This is a genomic window from Longispora albida DSM 44784 (assembly GCF_000379825.1).
Lineage (GTDB): Bacteria > Actinomycetota > Actinomycetes > Mycobacteriales > Micromonosporaceae > Longispora > Longispora albida.
In genome coordinates this window covers 150,645-166,568 of record NZ_KB903834.1, presented here as the reverse complement: position 1 = coordinate 166,568, position 15,924 = coordinate 150,645, and the positions used below count along the sequence as shown (strand labels likewise).

The 15,924-nt window shown below is 70.6% G+C and carries 17 protein-coding genes; 7 read left to right on the top strand and 10 right to left on the bottom strand.

Translation table 11 applies throughout. The annotated features are described in order from the left end of the window. Positions 1-12 precede the first annotated feature (12 nt). Positions 13-531 (top strand): ArsR/SmtB family transcription factor, encoded by a 519-nt coding sequence (locus tag A3G1_RS0121255; RefSeq protein WP_040479127.1) that lies wholly within the window; start codon positions 13-15, stop codon positions 529-531. A gap of 4 nt (positions 532-535) precedes the next feature. Then, a complete protein-coding gene (locus tag A3G1_RS0121250; RefSeq protein WP_018351503.1) occupies positions 536-1,783 on the top strand; it encodes an MFS transporter in 1,248 nt (415 codons plus the stop codon). A 122-nt stretch (positions 1,784-1,905) separates the two neighbouring features. On the opposite strand, the gene A3G1_RS40680 is transcribed toward A3G1_RS0121250, so the two are convergent. Continuing rightward, a complete protein-coding gene (locus A3G1_RS40680) occupies positions 1,906-2,133 on the bottom strand; it encodes a DUF6191 domain-containing protein (RefSeq protein WP_157641265.1) in 228 nt (75 codons plus the stop codon). Between the two features lie 72 nt (positions 2,134-2,205). Here A3G1_RS40680 and A3G1_RS36000 point away from each other — a divergent pair, with 72 nt between their 5' ends. Both A3G1_RS36000 and A3G1_RS0121235 read left to right on the top strand, forming a co-directional pair. After that, the gene (locus A3G1_RS36000) at positions 2,206-3,036 is read left to right on the top strand and encodes a RecB family exonuclease (protein ID WP_040479125.1); all 831 of its coding nucleotides are present in this window, start codon (positions 2,206-2,208) and stop codon (positions 3,034-3,036) included. Positions 3,037-3,055: 19 nt separating this feature from the next. Continuing rightward, entirely contained in the window at positions 3,056-4,219 is a 1,164-nt protein-coding gene (locus A3G1_RS0121235) for an MFS transporter (RefSeq protein WP_026212359.1), read from the top strand. Here A3G1_RS0121235 and A3G1_RS38825 read toward each other — a convergent pair. The 3 genes from A3G1_RS38825 to A3G1_RS0121220 all read right to left on the bottom strand — a co-directional run bounded on the left by A3G1_RS38825 (position 4,179) and on the right by A3G1_RS0121220 (position 6,823). Continuing rightward, positions 4,179-4,766, bottom strand: coding sequence for a Uma2 family endonuclease (locus A3G1_RS38825; RefSeq protein ID WP_018351499.1), 588 nt, complete (start codon positions 4,764-4,766; stop codon positions 4,179-4,181). The two genes, A3G1_RS0121235 and A3G1_RS38825, sit on opposite strands and share 41 nt — an antisense overlap. Before the next feature lie 144 nt (positions 4,767-4,910). Then, positions 4,911-6,377 (bottom strand): catalase, encoded by a 1,467-nt coding sequence (locus A3G1_RS35990; protein ID WP_018351498.1) that lies wholly within the window; start codon positions 6,375-6,377, stop codon positions 4,911-4,913. 29 nt (positions 6,378-6,406) lie between these two features. Further along, entirely contained in the window at positions 6,407-6,823 is a 417-nt protein-coding gene (locus tag A3G1_RS0121220) for a Fur family transcriptional regulator (RefSeq protein WP_018351497.1), read from the bottom strand. A 97-nt stretch (positions 6,824-6,920) separates the two neighbouring features. Between A3G1_RS0121220 and A3G1_RS0121215 the strand changes: the two genes are divergently transcribed. Then, positions 6,921-7,421, top strand: a complete 501-nt coding sequence (locus A3G1_RS0121215; protein WP_026212358.1) for a DUF2231 domain-containing protein — start codon at positions 6,921-6,923, stop codon at positions 7,419-7,421. Between the two features lie 67 nt (positions 7,422-7,488). On the opposite strand, the gene A3G1_RS0121210 is transcribed toward A3G1_RS0121215, so the two are convergent. After that, the gene (locus A3G1_RS0121210) at positions 7,489-7,788 is read right to left on the bottom strand and encodes a translation initiation factor 2 (protein WP_245563560.1); all 300 of its coding nucleotides are present in this window, start codon (positions 7,786-7,788) and stop codon (positions 7,489-7,491) included. Between the two features lie 156 nt (positions 7,789-7,944). Beyond that, positions 7,945-9,816, bottom strand: a complete 1,872-nt coding sequence (locus A3G1_RS35985) for a DEAD/DEAH box helicase (RefSeq protein ID WP_083937022.1) — start codon at positions 9,814-9,816, stop codon at positions 7,945-7,947. A 327-nt stretch (positions 9,817-10,143) separates the two neighbouring features. Here A3G1_RS35985 and A3G1_RS0121200 point away from each other — a divergent pair, with 327 nt between their 5' ends. Then, on the top strand, positions 10,144-10,791 hold the full coding sequence (locus A3G1_RS0121200; RefSeq protein WP_245563559.1) for a ferritin-like fold-containing protein: 648 nt from the start codon (positions 10,144-10,146) through the stop codon (positions 10,789-10,791). On the opposite strand, the gene A3G1_RS0121195 is transcribed toward A3G1_RS0121200, so the two are convergent. Together A3G1_RS0121195 and A3G1_RS0121190 are read right to left on the bottom strand one after the other, a co-directional pair. Then, positions 10,788-11,189: a MarR family winged helix-turn-helix transcriptional regulator gene (locus A3G1_RS0121195; protein WP_018351492.1), complete on the bottom strand. Its 402-nt coding sequence runs from the start codon at positions 11,187-11,189 to the stop codon at positions 10,788-10,790. The two genes, A3G1_RS0121200 and A3G1_RS0121195, sit on opposite strands and share 4 nt — an antisense overlap. A 2-nt stretch (positions 11,190-11,191) precedes the next feature. After that, positions 11,192-12,037, bottom strand: coding sequence for an NAD(P)H-binding protein (locus tag A3G1_RS0121190; RefSeq protein ID WP_018351491.1), 846 nt, complete (start codon positions 12,035-12,037; stop codon positions 11,192-11,194). Positions 12,038-12,132: 95 nt separating this feature from the next. Here A3G1_RS0121190 and A3G1_RS0121185 point away from each other — a divergent pair, with 95 nt between their 5' ends. Further along, a complete protein-coding gene (locus A3G1_RS0121185; RefSeq protein WP_018351490.1) occupies positions 12,133-12,615 on the top strand; it encodes a MarR family winged helix-turn-helix transcriptional regulator in 483 nt (160 codons plus the stop codon). On the opposite strand, the gene A3G1_RS38820 is transcribed toward A3G1_RS0121185, so the two are convergent. Next, positions 12,612-14,972, bottom strand: coding sequence for a tetratricopeptide repeat protein (locus tag A3G1_RS38820; RefSeq protein WP_018351489.1), 2,361 nt, complete (start codon positions 14,970-14,972; stop codon positions 12,612-12,614). The two genes, A3G1_RS0121185 and A3G1_RS38820, sit on opposite strands and share 4 nt — an antisense overlap. 107 nt (positions 14,973-15,079) lie before the next feature. Further along, entirely contained in the window at positions 15,080-15,910 is an 831-nt protein-coding gene (locus A3G1_RS0121175; RefSeq protein ID WP_026212357.1) for a phosphoribosylaminoimidazolesuccinocarboxamide synthase, read from the bottom strand. Positions 15,911-15,924: the final 14 nt, after the last annotated feature.

The window sequence follows — 15,924 nt, the reverse complement described above, 5'->3', positions numbered from 1 at the left end:
AGACTCCCCAACATGTCTTTGGAGGAAGTGCCGAGGCTGCGTGCCCTCGCCCATCCGCTCCGGCTGCAGATGCTCTCCCTGCTGACCGGCGCGGCCATGTCGGCCACCGAGGTCGCTGACGAACTCGGCATCACCCACGCCAACGCCAGCTACCACCTCCGCCAGCTGGCCTCCGCCGGCGTCGTGGACGTCTCCGACGGCGAGGTCGTGCGGGGCGGCCGCGTCCGCAGATACCGCTACGACCCGGCGAAGCCCGTCGCGAGCGGTACAGGCGAGGTTTCCCCGGGCGAGGAGGCGTTCCTGTACGCCGTCGCCGGCGAACTCCAGCGCCGTGCCGCGAAGCTGGCGGCGTTCGGCCAGACGACCGACGCCGAACTCTGGGTCACACCCGACGTGTGGAGCGAGGTCACCCAGCGGGTCCACGAGGCCAGCCTGTTCCTGCACCAGTCAGCCCAGCCCCCGCGTACCCCCGGCACTGTCCGGACCAACACCACGATCGCCATGTTCACCATGCTGGACGAAGGGAAGTAATCCGGTGGCGTCCCCCCTCCGCCTGCACAAGTTCCGCCTGCTGCTGTCCGCGCGGGTGATCAACACCTTCGGCTCGGCGGTGGCTCCGATCGCCCTGGCCTTCGCCGTCCTCGACCTGACGGGGTCGGCGACCGACCTCGGCCTGGTCGTCGGCACCCGGATGATCCTCAACGTGATCTTCCTGCTCTATGGCGGGATCATCGCCGACCGGCTGCCCCGCCACCTGATCCTGGTCGGCTCGTCGGCCCTCAGCGCGCTGACCCAGGGCGCGATCGCGGCGCTCATCCTGACCCACTCGGCGACGATCCCCCTGCTCGTGGCGCTGGCCGCGGTCAACGGCGTCTCGGCGGCACTGACCGGACCGGCCAGCGGGGCGATCGTCACCCAGGTCCTTCCCGCCGAGTGCCGCCAGCAGGGCAACGCGATCCTCCGCTTCGGCCACACCAGCGCGATGGTGGTCGGCGCACCGCTCGGTGGCCTGGCCATCGCGTACACCAGCCCGGGCTGGGGAGTGGCCGCCGACGCCATGACGTTCGCGATCTCCGGGGCGCTGTTCGCGATCCTCAAGGTCGCCCCGGCCCCTGCGGCGGCCGACCGGGGCGAGAGCACGTTCGCGCAGCTGCGGACGGGCTGGCGGGAGTTCATCGCCCGGGACTGGCTGTGGAGCGTCGTCCTCGGCTTCATGGTCATGAACGCCGCCGGCAGCGCGGCCCTGATGGTGCTCGGCCCGGTGCTGGCCAAGGACACGATCGGCGTGAAGTCCTGGGGCCTGGTCCTCGGGGCCGAGACCGCCGGCATGGCGGTCGGCGCGCTGATCGCGATGCGGCTACGGGTCAGGCGGCTGCTCCTGCTGGGCGTGGTGTGCACCAGCTCGATGGCGCTGATCCCGTTCGCCCTGGCCTTCGCGCCCCGGCTGGTCGTGCTCGTGCCGGTGGCCTTCTTCGCCGGGGTGTGCATCGAGCAGTTCGGCGTGGCGTGGGAGACGACGATGCAGGAACACGTGCCGGAGGACATGCTCGCCCGGATGTACTCCTACGACATGCTCGGCTCTTTCATGGCCATCCCGATCGGCCAGATGACGGCGGGTCCGATCGCCGACGTGGCCGGGATCAGCCCGACCCTGGCCGGTCTGGGCGCGGTGATGGTGGTCGCGGCGCTCGCGATGCTGATCCCGCGCGGCGTCCGCACCCTGAGGACAGCCCAGCACACGGTGAAGAAGGCCACCGAGGAGCCAGTACCAGCTGCGATCTGATCTTGATCTTTTGATCTTGACCTAAGGCGCGGTGGCCCGCTGAGCGGAAATCTGACAAGCAACGCGGAAGCCCGTGTACTGGTTGTACACGGGCTTTTGCGTTGCGCAGCTCAGATTTTCGCTCAGCGGGTCGGCAGTTTCCGAAGGACGGCTACGCCCTTGTCCAGGTCTATCTTCGAGCCGCCGGAGGCGTTGACGTCCTGCCGCCGCTGCTTCTGCTCCTCGATGTGCTCGGTCTGCTTCCGCTGGCCGGGGGAGAAGAAACCGCCCAGCTCGGCCATGCCAGCGGACATGGCACCAGCGGAAGCGCTGTCCTCGTCACTACCACGCAACCAGCGAAGTAAACCCATGATCACCCTCCCCGGGGCCGCACCAGGCGATGCACCCGATCCAGTGTCGCACCCTGCTGGCAGCATGGGAATATGCCGAGCGCGAAACCGGACAACGAAGATCAGCTAGCCCTATTCTCCCCTCCACCTCGCCTTTTCTCCTGCACTCCGAGCAGGATCACGACGTTCGAGGACTGCCCGAGGAAGTATCGGTACACCTATCTTGACCGGCCGGGCCCGCCGAAGGGGCCGCCGTGGGCGCACAACTCGCTCGGCGCGAGCGTGCACAACGCGCTCAAGCGGTGGTATGACCTGCCGGAGCGCGAGCGCCGCCCCGAGGTGCTGCCGAGGCTGCTCAGCGGCGCGTGGGTCACCGACGGCTACCGCGACTCCGCCCAGGTCCGTGCCGTGTACGAGCGGGCGCTGGCCTGGCTGACGGAGTATGTGACCTCGCTACCGGAGGAGCCGGTGGGCGTGGAGCGCACGGTCGCGGCGAAGACGGCCAGCCTGGCCCTGTCCGGCCGGGTGGACCGGATCGATGAGCGCGACGGCGAGCTGGTGATCGTCGACTACAAGACGGGCCGCACCGGGCTGGGGCCGGACGACGCGCGCGGCTCGCGTGCCCTCGCGCTGTACGCGTATGCGGCCGAGCGCCTGTTCCGCAAGCCGTGCCGGACGGTCGAGCTCCATCACCTGCCGTCGGGCCAGGTCGCGGCGCACCGGCACACCCCGGAGTCCATCGAGCGGCACGTCCGCAGGTCGGAGGAGACGGTCGCCGACATCCAGGCCGAGACGGCGTTCGAGCCGCGCCCCGGCGCCCTGTGCTCGTGGTGCGACTTCCGGGCCGCGTGCCCGGCCGGGCAGTCGGCGGCGCAGCGCGAGCCGTGGTCGGCGATCGAAGGGTATTGCGCTCCGGCGGGGTGAACCCGAGAATCTCTCAGTTATGAGCACAGTGACCGGCGTCACGCCGGACGCGCGCGACCGGCGGGCCAGGCTGTCGGTGGCCGGAGCGTTCTTCGTCCAGGGCCTGTGCTTCGCCAGCCTGGTCACCCGGATCCCGGCGATCCAGTCCCGCCACGGATTCACCGACGAGGAGCTTTCTCTCGTACTCCTCGCCGTCCCGGTCTTCGCCGGCCTCGGCAGTGTCCTCGCTGGAGTGATCGCCGCCCGGCTGGGCAGCGCCCTCGCCCTCCGGGCCAGCGGAGTGCTGGTCTGCCTGGCGGTCGCCGGGGTCGGCTGGGCCCCCGGCCGCCCGGCGCTGTACGCCGTCCTCGTCGCCTTCGGCCTCGCGGTCGGCGTGGTCGACGCCGCGATGAACATGCAGGGCGTGGCCGTCCAGGGCCGGTACGGCCGGAGCATCCTCGCCTCCTTCCACGCGGTGTGGAGCGTGGCCGGGCTGCTCGCGGCCGTGCTGGCCAGCGTGGCGGCGGCGCGCGAGCTGCCACTGGCCGCGCACCTGAGCCTCGCCGCCGGTACGGGGGTCGTGCTCGCGCTGCTGGCCGGCCCGGGCATGCTCCGCCGCGACGAGATCGTCCCCAGTGGACAGCGAGTCGGGGCGCGGGTCCCGTGGCGGCCGGTGCTCCTGATCGGGCTCGCGATGATGTTCATGTACATCGCGGACGCCTCGACAGCCAACTGGCACGGCCCGTACCTGAAGTCGCTGGGCGGCACCGAGGCCCTGGCCCCGCTCGCCTACTTCGCCTACCAGGGCTGCATGCTGCTCGGCCGCCTCGCCGAGCACTTCGGTCCGGTCAGGACGGTCGTCGCCGGGGCGGCCGGCGGGGCGGCCGGGCTGGGCCTGGTCGTGGCGGCCGGGGAGCCGTGGCTGGCGATCGCGGGCTTCGGCGTGCTCGGCCTCGGCCTGTGCGCGATCGTCCCGCAGTCCTTCACGGCAGCGGCCAGCCTGGATCCGGACGACACCGGGGTCGCTATCGCCCGGGTCAACCTGTTCAACTACGCGGGGTTCGTGATCGGCGCGCCGCTGGTCGGCCTCGCCGGGAACCTGCGGCTGGGCTTCGCGATCACGCTCGTCCTCGTGCTCGGGATCATCCCGCTGGCACGAGCCTTCACCAGTCGGCCAGCTCGCGGGCCAGCGACCCCAGGTTGATGGTCAGCGGGCACGGGGTGTCCGTGGTGAAGATGCCGGGCGCCGTGACCGTCTGCTGCTCGGTGTAGGTGTCGCCGGCCAGCCGGTACTCGGTGACGGTCAGCGGCTCGGGGTCGACGATCAGGTAACTCGGGATGCCGTGCCGGGCGTAGACGGACTTCTTCTCGCCCCGGTCGCGGTCGGCGGTGGCCGGCGAGAGGATCTCCAGGACGAGCAGTGCCTCGGTCGGGCGCTTCATCTCGCTGTCCGGCCGCTGGCAGAGCATCAGGTCGGGAGCCGGGTGGTTCTGCCGGTCGAGGTACAGCCAGGTGTCGATGCCCAGCCACAGTGGCCGGGGCAGCTGGCGGCGGAGGTGGCTGCCGAGGATGTGCATCAGGGAGCCGTGGGTGGGGCCGGCCGGTGGCGTCACGATGATGGCTCCGTTGAGCAGCTCGTGCGGGATCGAATCCGGATACACCTCGGGATTGGTCGGGTCGGCCAGGATCCGGCGCAGGGTCTGCGCGTCGCGGACGTCAGCGGCGAGGGCCGCGGTCCAGCCTGTGGTCATCTGATCACCCCCTGCTGGCTACCTGGTAGCCAACGCGTCCCCCGAATTGTCCCATATATACGGGGAACTCGGCCTCCCCTGCGGCCCCGTCGCGGGACGTAGAGGAAGCCGAGTTTACCGATCAGCGGCCGGGGCTGAACAGGTTCAGGGCGTGCCGACTCCGGCGGCGATCGTGTCGCCGAGCCCCTTGTCGACGGCCCGCCAGTAGGCGATCGCCCTGCTCAGGACCGGTTCCTGGACGCCGGCCCTGAGGTGGCCGATGACGTTGTTGGCCAACACCACGCGTTCGGTGTCGGTGAGCACCTGGCGGACCAGGGTGCCCGGCTGGCCGAAGTCGTCGTCCTCGGCGTGCAGGGTGGACGCCGACCGGACCATGTCGCCGTCGACCTCCCAGCCGGACTCCGCAGCCGCCTCGGCGTTCGCCACGGGCCCGCCGAACGAGTTCGGGGAGTAGACGGGGGAGTTACCCGAGTGCTCGTAGCGCATGCCGCCGTCGAAGGTGTAGGAGTTCACCGGCGACTTGGGCTGGTTGACCGGGAGCTGGAGGTAGTTCGTGCCGATCCGGTACCGGTGGGTGTCGGCATAGGCGAACATCCGGCCCAGCAGCATCTTGTCCGGCGAGATCCCGATGCCGGGCACGAGCGCGGACGGCTCGAACGCCGCCTGCTCGATCTGCGCGAAGAAGTTCTCCGGGTTGCGGTCGAGGACGAGCCTGCCGACCTCGATCAGCGGGTAGTCGCCGTGCGGCCAGACCTTCGTGATGTCGAAGGGGTTGAACCGGTAGGCAGCCGCGTCCGCGTACGGCATGATCTGCACCTTGAGCGTCCACGAAGGATGGTCGCCGCGCGCGATGTGCTCGAAGAGGTCACGCCGGTGGAAGTCCGCGTCCTGGGCCGCCACGGCCGCGGCCTCGGAAGCCGAGAAGGTGGCGATGCCCTGATCGGTGAGGAAGTGGTACTTCACCCAGAACTTCTCGCCCCCGGCGTTCGTCCACATGTAGGTGTGGCTGCCGAAACCGTGCTGCTGCCGCCAGTTCGCCGGCGTACCGCGGTCGGTGAACAGGAACGTGACCTGGTGCGCCGACTCCGGATTCAGCGTCCAGAAGTCCCACTGCATCGTGTTGTCCCGCAGCCCGGTGTCTGGCAGCCGCTTCTGTGACCGGATGAAGTGCGGGAACTTCATGGGATCGCGGATGAAGAAGATGGGCGTGTTGTTGCCGACCAGATCGTAGTTGCCCTCGGACGTGTAGAACTTGAGGGCGAAACCGCGCGGATCGCGTACGGTGTCGGCACTGCCCTGCTCACCGGCCACTGTGGAGAACCGCAGCAGGGTGTCGGTGACCGCGCCAGGCTGGAACACCGCGGCCCTCGTGAACTGGCTGACGTCAGCCGTCACCGTGAAGTGGCCGAAAGCGCCGCCGCCCTTGGCGTGCACGTTGCGCTCCGGGACCCGCTCGCGGTTGAAGTGGGCCATCTGGCTGATGAAATGGTGGTCGTGCAGCAGGATCGGGCCGTCGGCTCCCGCAGTGAGCGAGAACGCGTCGCTGGGCGCGGGCGCGCCGGTCTCGGTAGTGGAGGTGATGCTGTCGTTCGAGGGGTGCTCGGTGGACACGCTGGAACTCCTTCTACTCGGGGGTTCGTTCAGTCGTCTGTGATCTCCTGGCAGGCCGGGCACAGGCCCCAGTAGGTCACCTCGGCCTCGTCGAGACGGAAGCCGTGGTGCTGGGACGGGGTCAGGCAAGGGGTGTAGTCCACGGCGCAGTCGACGTCGCCGATCGCGCCGCAGGACCGGCAGACCACATGGTGGTGGTTGTCGCCGGTGCGGGCCTCGAACCGGGCCGGATGCCCGGCCGGCTCGATCCGCCGGGCCAGCCCGGCCCTGGTCAGCGCACCCAGTACGTCATAGACGGCCTGGGTGGATACGCTGTCCAGCCGGGAACGGGCCTGCCGGGTGATCTCGTCGACGTCCAGATGGCCGCCGGCGGCAAGGATGTCCAGCACCGCCAGCCGGGGCTTGGTCACCCGGAGCCCGTGGGCGCGGAGCTGGTCACTGTGCATGACTGCCAGGTAACCACTTTTTCTGGAACGAGTCAACTTTAGCCCGGGCCGGTGTGGGCCATTGCTCACCGGTGCCCCGACGGCCGACACTGGCAAGATGTTCGATGAGCTGAACGGCCTGCCAGCCCACCCGCTGCTGGTACACGCTGCGGTCGTCTTCGTGCCACTGTTCGCCATCCTGGCCATCGCCTTCGTGGTGCTGCCCTTCCTGCGCTCCCGGCTGAACTGGATCGTGGTCACGCTGGCGATCGTCGCGCCGGGCGCTGCCTTCTTCGCGAAGGAGAGCGGGAAGAAGCTACGGGACAAGAAGTTCCCCGCCGAGCTCACCGACGCGGTCAAGGCACACCAGGACCACGGCGAGAAGCTGCTCTGGGCCGTCTGCGGCCTGGCGCTGGTCGCGCTGTTCTTCGTCGCGCTCGACGCCGCCAGCCGCCGGGTGAAGGCCCAGGCGGCGGAGGGTGCGGCGGAGGCGCCTGCGGCACGCGGGCGGCTGGTCATCATGATCGTTTTTGGTGTGCTGGTGCTGGTGGGCGCTGGCCTCAGCCTCTGGTACGCCTACAAGACAGGGGACACAGGCTCCCGCATGGTCTGGGGGTAGGTTGTGCCGGGCCACCTCGCCTTAGATCAAGTTCAAGTTCAAGGGCGAAGGGCAGGTCAAGAGCGGTTTACAGTACTGCGCGGGCGCAGAGGACCATCGTCATGAGGATGAAGATGGAGCCGGCGATCAGGGCTACGCCGTAGGTGATCGTGCGGGCGGACTTCTCCTCGGAGTCCAGGGCCGGGTGGTCCTGGGCCGGCATCTGCCGGGGTGGTGGTATCTCGAGGACGATCGGCGGGCGCCAGCCGGGCGGCGGGGGCGCTGACCTGGGCGGGCCGGCGTAGGCGGCTGGCGGCGCGGGCAGCACGGCCGGCGGCTCGGGCTCACCGGGAGCGGGCCGCCGCCAGTACTGGTCCGGATCACTCACGCCCCTGACCATACACAGCCAGCTCGTTCTGTTCTTGATCTGACCTGAGGTGGCCCGCTGAGGGCGGATCTGGCAAGCATCCGGGGCTCCCTCGTACCGGTGTTGTACGTGGGAGCCCCGGATGCGCAGTCCAGATTCGTTCTCAGCGGGTCGGCACTACTTGCGGCGGCGGGGCTTGGCCTCGGGCTCCGGTTCGTCGTCGTAGTACTCGTCTGCGGTGTCGGCGGACGTGAACTGCGGCGCCTGGAAGACCGGGGCCATGAACAGCGGCATCGACACGCCCGACGTACCCGGCTGGGCCGGCGCGAGCACGACGGGAGCCGGCTTGTCCACTGTGGCCGGCGCCTCGGGGGCCTTCACCGTGCGGGTACGGGGCTTGCGGGCCACCGGCTCCGTCACGACCTCCTCGGCAGCCACGACGGCGGCCTCGGCCTCGGCCACCACGGCTTCCGCCTCGGCGATCACGGCTTCGGCCTCGGAGACCTTCACCGTCCGGGTGCGGGTCCGGGCCTTGCGGGGCTCGGGGGCCACCTCGGGCTCGGTGGTGCCGGCGGCAGGCTGCTCCGCCGGTACCGGGGAAAGGTCTTCGTCTCCGACCCGGCGGGAGCGGCGGCGCTGGCGCGGCGGACGGTCAGCGGCAACCTCGGCGGCCGGCTTGTCCTTGGCGCCACGGCGCGGGCGGCGGGACTTCTCCTTGCCACCCTCGATGTCCTCGACCTCCTCGGCGGCGAGGCCGGCCCTGGTCCGCTGGGCGGAGGGCAGGGTGCCGGTGATGCCCTCGGGGATCTCGAGGTCGGAGAACAGGTGCGCGGAGGTGTGGTACGTCTCCGGCGGGTCGATCTGGTTGGGCTTGTCGAGGTGCAGGTTCTTGGCGATCAGGCCCCAGCGGGGCATGTCCTCCCAGTCGACGAACGTGACCGCGACACCGGTCGCGCCGGCCCGGCCCGTCCGGCCGATCCGGTGCACGTAGGTCTCCTGCTCCTCGGGGCAGTCGTAGTTGATCACGTGGGTGACGCCGCTGACGTCGATGCCGCGGGCGGCGACGTCGGTGGCGACCAGCACGTCGACCTTGCCGGTCCGGAACGCGCGCAGCGCGCGCTCCCGGGCGGCCTGGCCCAGGTCACCGTGCACGGAACCAGCGGCGAAGCCCCGGAAGTCCAGGTCGTCGGCGAGGTTCTGCGTGGCGCGCTTCGTCCGGCAGAAGATCATGGTCAGGCCGCGGTCCTTGGCCTGCAGGATCCGCGAGACCACCTCGGCCTTGTTCATCGGGTGGGTGCGGTAGACGAACTGCTTGGTCAGCGGGTTCGGCGCGCTGTCCTGAGAGTCGTGCCCGGCGTGGATGGTCACCGGGTTCGTCAGGAACCGGCGGCTCAGCGCCACGATCGGGTCCGGCATGGTCGCCGAGAACAGCATCGTCTGGCGCTGCGCCGGCAGCATCGCGAGAATCCGGATCACGTCTTCGAGGAAGCCCAGGTCGAGCATCCGGTCGGCCTCGTCGAGGACGAGCGTGCGGACCTCCGACAGGTCGAGCTTCTTCTGCTTGGCCAGGTCGAGCAGGCGGCCGGGCGTGCCGACCACGATGTCGACGCCCTTGGTGAGCGTCTCGACCTGCGGCTCGTAGGCCACGCCGCCGTAGACGGCGAGCACCCGGATGCCCCGGAGCTTGCCTGCGTTGCCGAGGTCCCGCGCGACCTGGACGTTCAGCTCGCGGGTCGGGACGACGATCAGGGCCTGCGGCTTGCCGCTGGCGCCCTCGCCGGGCGCGTCGGTGCGCTCCAGGATCGGGATGCCGAAGCCGAGGGTCTTACCGGTACCGGTGGGGGCCTGCCCGATCACGTCGACGCCGCGCAGGGCGATGGGCAGGGCGTACTCCTGGATCGCGAACGCCCGGGTGATGCCGACCGAGGCCAGTGCCTCGACGGTCTCCGGGCGGACGCCCAGTTCAGCGAAGGTCGGCGCCTGTGCGTCGACCGCGCGGGGGGTGATGTCCTCAGTTGTCGTTTCTGCGTCGTGCTGTGCGGGAAGCAGTGTGGTGTCCCTCTCCTGTGGCCCCAGAAGCGCTGGATACGTGTCGCGACGTGACGCTGGCCGCTCGCGAGCCCCCGCTGTGGAGCCGGTTTTCCTACCGGTGCGGGGTCACGGGCCTGCGCGCCGCGGCGCTTCCTGTGGCTGTGTGGTGCGGGCGTGCCCGGTCAGGGGACACCCGCTATTAGCAGCCATCCTACCGGTTCGGCCAGCGGCACGCCGTGTTCGCGCCCTCACGTGAGGTATCCGACAACGGAACCGGGGGCCCGGGGGGTGGCCCATCTCACCGAAACGGCCGCTGGAACCCGCGAATTCGGTAGCCTGCGTGACGTGCCCGAGTCTTCTGCCGCAGTCGTAGACCTCCTGGCTGTGCTCGCGTACGGCGAGCTCAGCGCCTTCGACCGGATGGCCGAGGACGCCCGCCTGGCCCCCGACCTGACCCGCAGGGCAGCGCTGTCGGAGATGGCGGGCCTGGAGATCGCCAACTACCGCCGGCTCGCCGACCGGCTGGCCGAGCTGGGCGCCGACCCGGCGGAGGCGATGCGGCCGTTCATGGCGGCCATCGACGGGTACCACGACCAGACCGAGCCGAGGGACTGGCTGGAGGGCCTGGTCAAGGCGTACGTGGGCGACTCGATCGCCGATGACTTCTACCGGGAGGTCGCGGCGTTCCTCGACGGGCCGGACCGGGACCTGGTGCTCGAGGTGCTGCACGACCACCGGTACACCGACTTCGTGGCCGGCGAGATCCGCGCGGCGGTGGAGGCCGACCCCAAGGTGGCCAACCGGCTCGCGCTGTGGGCCCGGCGGCTCGTGGGCGAGGCGCTGTCGCAGGCCCAGCGGGTCGCGGCCGAGCGTGACGCCCTCCCGGCTCTGGTCATGGAGGGCACCGAGGATCTGCAGGCGGTCGGCGCGCTGTTCAAGCGGCTGACCGCCGGGCACGCCGCCCGGATGGCCGCGGTCGGGCTGAACGCCTAGCTCGTTTCGAGGTTGGCTGTCATCCGTTCGAGGACTCTGACGGCCGTCTGGTACTCCTCGATGCTGATCCCGGTCAGCGAGCGTTCGCGGAAGCCGGCGATCAGGGCATCGGCGCGGGCGAAGAGGTCCTCGCCGCTGGGCGTGCGGGCCAGCAGGTTCGGGCCGGGCCGGTAGAGCAGCCCGTCGGCGAGCAGGTCGCCGATCGTGCCGAGGAGGGTGTAGCGGTCGGCGTTGGCGGCGAGGACGTCGAGCACGTGGTCGGTGGTGCAGTCGGCCAGGCCTGCGACGTTGAGGATCTGCCAGCCGGTACGGGTGATCCCGGCGCTGGTCAGGGCCTGGTTCATCGCGGTGGTGATGGCGCGGTCCGTGCGGTTGAGCCAGTAGCCGATCGGCTTCATGGTCAGTTTCCTCCGAAGTGCTGGATGTGGCCGGCCGCCCACGCGGAGAACGTGCGGGCCGGGCGGCCGAGCAGGCTGAGCGTGGTCTCGCCGATCACGGCGGCCCGGCCGTCGGCGGGTTCCCACAGGTCGTGCAGAGCGGTGGCGACGTGGGCCGGTACCCACTGGGAGAGCTGAGCCTCGGCGTCGGCGCGGCTGATCGCGCGCACGGGGATCTCCCGGCCGAGCAGGCCGCCGATGACGCCGATCTGCTCGCGGAAGGTCAGCGACTCGGGGCCAGTGATCATGACGGCCCGGCCGGCGACCGGGTGCCCGGTCAGCGCGGCGGCGGCGATGTCCGCGAGGTCCTCCGGGTGGACCGGGGCGATGCCGGCCTCGGGGAAGGCCAGATCGATCGGCATGCCGTTGCTGATCTGGTACGCCCAGCCGAGGGCGTTGCTGGCGAAGGCGTCCGGGCGGAGCAGGGTCGTGGTGAAGGCCGCGCCTTCCAGTGCCCGCTCGACGAGCACGTTGGGCCTGGCGAGCGGGTCGTTCTCCGCGCCGGGGGCGAGCACCGTGGACGAGGAGAGCACCACGACGTGCCCGACCTTCGCGGCCTCCGCCGCCTTGACGAAGTCGTGGATGCCGTCGGGCTCGGGGTAGAGGAAGACCTGGCTGACGCCGGTGAGCGCTGCGGCGAAGGTGTCCGGGTTGGTCAGGTCGAGCTCGGCCCGCTCCACATCGGACGGCAGGTCGAGGGCCGACGGGTCCTTGCTGGCGGCGCGGACCGGGAGGCCGGCCTCCCGGAGGCGGGCGGCGAGTGCGGTGGCGACCTTGCCGCGGGCGCCGGTGACGAGGGTGATGGTCATCAGTAGTCCTTCGAGTCATATACGTGCTGAATGACAAATGCATGCTGTCATGCATGCATCTTCATGTCAACATGCATCTCTGCTAGCCTGGCTGCATGGCGAAGCTGGACAGCGGTTACGAGGAAGAAGAGGCGGCCGAGCTGCTGCGGGCGGTCGGCCCCGCGTTCCGGAAGCTGCGGCGCGGCGTGCTCAACCTCGTCGAGAACCCGATCTCCCACAAGGACATGAGCCGCACGCTCGTGCTCGCCGTGGTCGAGGAGGGGACCGCTGAGCCGGAAGGTGAGATCACGGTGGGGGCGGTGGCGGAGGCGCTGGCCGTCGACCCTTCCGTCTCCAGCCGGATGGTCTCCGACTGCATCACCGCCGGGTACCTGACCAGGGCCGCGTCGCAGCGGGACGGCCGCCGGACGGTGCTGCGGCTCAGCCCGGAGGGCATCGGCCTGCTGGGCAGGTTCCGTGAGCAGCAGGAGAAGGCGTTCCTGCACATCACCGCCGGGTGGTCCGAGCGTGACCGGCTCGACTTCGCCCGGCTGATGCTCAAGTACGTGGACTCGATCGGCCAGCTCCAGAAGGGCTAGCCGACGGCTTCGAGGCCCGCCCGGGCCCGGCTGTCCTCGATCTGGTCGCCGATGCCGCAGGCCAGCGCCTCGCGGTGGTACCGGGCGGCGGTGGCCGGGTCGCCGAGGGCGAGCGTGGCCTCGCCGCAGCCGTTGAGCGCCTGCGTTTCGAGGTGCCGGGCGCCGATCTCGCGGGCGATGGCCAGGGCGGCCTGGTGATCGGCGAGGGCTTCGGCCGGGTGGCCGGCCAGGAGGTACGTGCGGCCGCGGTCGGTCTGGGCGTTGGCCTCGTAGTCGCGCGCGCCGATCTCGCGGCAGATGGTGAGGGCCTCGGTGTGCTGGTCGAGCGCCGTCGCGAACTCTCCACTGTGGGCGGACGTGATGCCGAGCACGTTGAGCATGCACGCCTCGCCGCGCCGGTAGCCGTGCTCACGGGCGATCGCCAGCGACTCCGTGCAGAGCCCGGCCGCGTGCTCGTACGAGGCCATCCGCTGGTACACGACGCCCAGATTGCCGACCAGCACGCCCTCCCACTGCCGGTCGGGCAGGTCACGGACGACGGCCAGTGCCTCCTCGATCGGCGTGATCGCCTCGGCGCACCGGCCGATCGAGTCGAGCGCGTTGCCGATGTTGCCCAGCGCGATGGCTGCCATCCGGTGCAGTTCCAGCTCGCGGGCCACGGCCAGGCAGCGCTGATAGTGCCCGATCGCTTCCAGATACTGCCCCGAAAGGCTCAGGACGTTGCCCAGATTGCCGAGGGCCCGGGCCTGCCCCAGCCGGTCACCGGCCTTCTCTGACAAGGCCAGGGCCATTTCCTGGTACTGGCGCGCCTCGCCGAACCGCCCCAGCTTCTCGTACACCCGCCCCAGGTCGGAAGCCGCACCCGGCCGGCCGGACTCCGTACCGGCCTCCAGCGCCCGGCTGTGCAGCAGCTCGGCGTCGGCGTAGGCGGCCGTCGTGTCCAGGTACGCGGCGAGCTTCGCGGAGAAGCCGGTCACGTGCTCCGGCCAGCCGTGGTCGGCGGCGTGCACAGCCGCGGCGATCAGGTTGGCCCGCTCGGTCCCGAAGTCCTCCGGCTCGATCGCCAGGCAGTGGTCGAGCAGCCGGGTAAGGGCTGCGCGCTGCTGACTGTGCGGCTCCTCCTCGTGGACCAGGCGGCTGGCGTGCGCCCGGATCAGGTCGTGGAACTGGTAGCGCCCCGGCCCGCTGCTCGTCAGGAGATGCTCGGCGCTCAGCTGCCCGAGCAGGACGGTGATGACCGGGCCGGTGAGCATGGTGAGCGCCGCCGCGGCGTACACAGTGATGTCGTGTCCTGGATGCAGGGCCAGGAGCCGCAGCACCCGCCTGGCCTCGGCACTCAGGTTGCGGCAGGAGGCGGCGAGCGCCGGTCGCACGGCCTCGTCACGCGGGAAGGACTCCAGCCGCTTGACGTGGTCGGCGAGCGACCAGCCGGGGCGGCCGGCGATCCCGGCCCCGGTCAGCGCCAGGTCGAGCGGGAGCGCCCCGCACAGGCTCACGATCCGGGCCGCGGCCTCCGGCTCGGCGGCGATCGGCTCGTGGCCGATCGTCTCCGCGAGCATCACCAGGCCGTCGCCAGGGGAGAGCACACCGAGTTCGAGCTGGTCAGCGCCTGGCACGTCGAGGACGCGACGGCTGGTGACCAGGACGAGATTGCCGGGACCCGGCAGCAGGTGCGCCAGCTGCTCGGTATCGGAAGCGTTGTCGAGGACCAGCACCGCGCCGCGTAACCGCTCGCGGAAAGCCTCAGCCCGCGCGGCGAGATCCATCCGCTGCACCGTCAGGCCCGGCAACCCGAGCAGCCGCAGGAACTCGGCGAGCACGGCGGCAGGGTGGGCCGGCGGCTGAACCGGGTCGTAACCCCGCAGGTTGACGAACAGCCCCGGCAGACCGGTCGCGTGCGCCGCGCGGATCGCGAGCTGGGTCTTGCCGGCCCCGGGCATACCCGTGATGACGGTGGTCCCGGAGCGCAGACCGTCCAGTTCGGACTGCCGGCCGGTGAAGACCGGCTCCGGTTCCGGCAGGCCCGGCAGCGCACTGACCACGCTCCCGGCGGCAGCCCGGCCCAGCACGACCCGGCACGCCTGCCGCCACAGGCCGACCCCGGCCTCGTCGCCGCCGAGCGCCCGGACGATGTCGGCTACCAGCTCGACGTCCAGCCGGCGGCGGCCAGGCTTGAAACAGTCGTACACCGTGACCCGGCCCGGCTGCTGCTCGGCGGCCGGCAGGCCGCGATCGGCCCTGATCCGGCCGATCCGCCGGACGATCTCCGCGAAGGACGGGCCGCCGGCCTGCTCGCGGAAGGCACGCAGCGCGGCACTCAGATCGTCCACAGTGGTGGCAGCCGCCAGCTCCGTCATCGCACCACGATAAGCAGCGGGCGACGAGTATCGACCGTTCGGGATCGTTTGGGATCTGGCTCCAGATCTCTTCGTTCTTGATCTGACCTGAGGTGGCCCGGCACTACCTACCAGGGCTGGCCGGTGATCCGTTCATAGATCTCGATGTACCGCGAGCGGATGCCCTCCACGACCTCCGCCGGGATCTCCGGACCCGGAGCCGTGCGGTCCCAGTCGAGGGTCTGCGACCACTCGCGCAGGTACTGCTTGTCGTAGGACTTCTGCGGGCCGCCCGGCTGCCACGCGTCGACCGGCCAGAACCGCGCGGCGTCGGGGGTCAGCACCTCGTCGGCCAGTACCAGGGTGCCGTCCGGCGCCCAGCCCAGCTCGATCTTCGTGTCGGCGATGATGATGCCGCGCTCCGCCGCCAGCTCGGAACCCCGCCGGTACACCTCCAGGGTGATCCGGCGCAGCTCGCGGGCCGTGGCCGTGCCGACCTCGGTGACCACGTCCTCGAACGTGATGAACTCGTCGTGCTCGCCGACCGGGGCCTTCGTGGTCGGCGTGAACACCGGCTCGGGCAACTTCGAGCCCTCGACGAGACCCTCGGGCAGCGTGAGACCGGAGACGGTGCCGTTCTTCCGGTACTCCTCCAGGCCCATCCCGGCCAGGTAACCGCGCGCGACACACTCGACCGGCACCATCTGGAGCCTGCGGCAGCGGATCGCACGCCCGGCGAACTCCTCCGGCACGTCCGTCGCCGAGACGACGTGGTTGGGCAGCAGGTCAGCCAGCTGCTCGAACCACCACAGGCTCAGCCTCGTGAGCACCGCGCCCTTGTCGGGGATCGCGGTCGGCAGCACCACGTCGTAGATCGACACCCGGTCGGAAGCGACCAGGATCAGGTCGTCGCCGTCTTCGTAGAGGTCCCGGACCTTGCCGGAGTGCAGCAGCTTCACCGGCACAGGCTAAC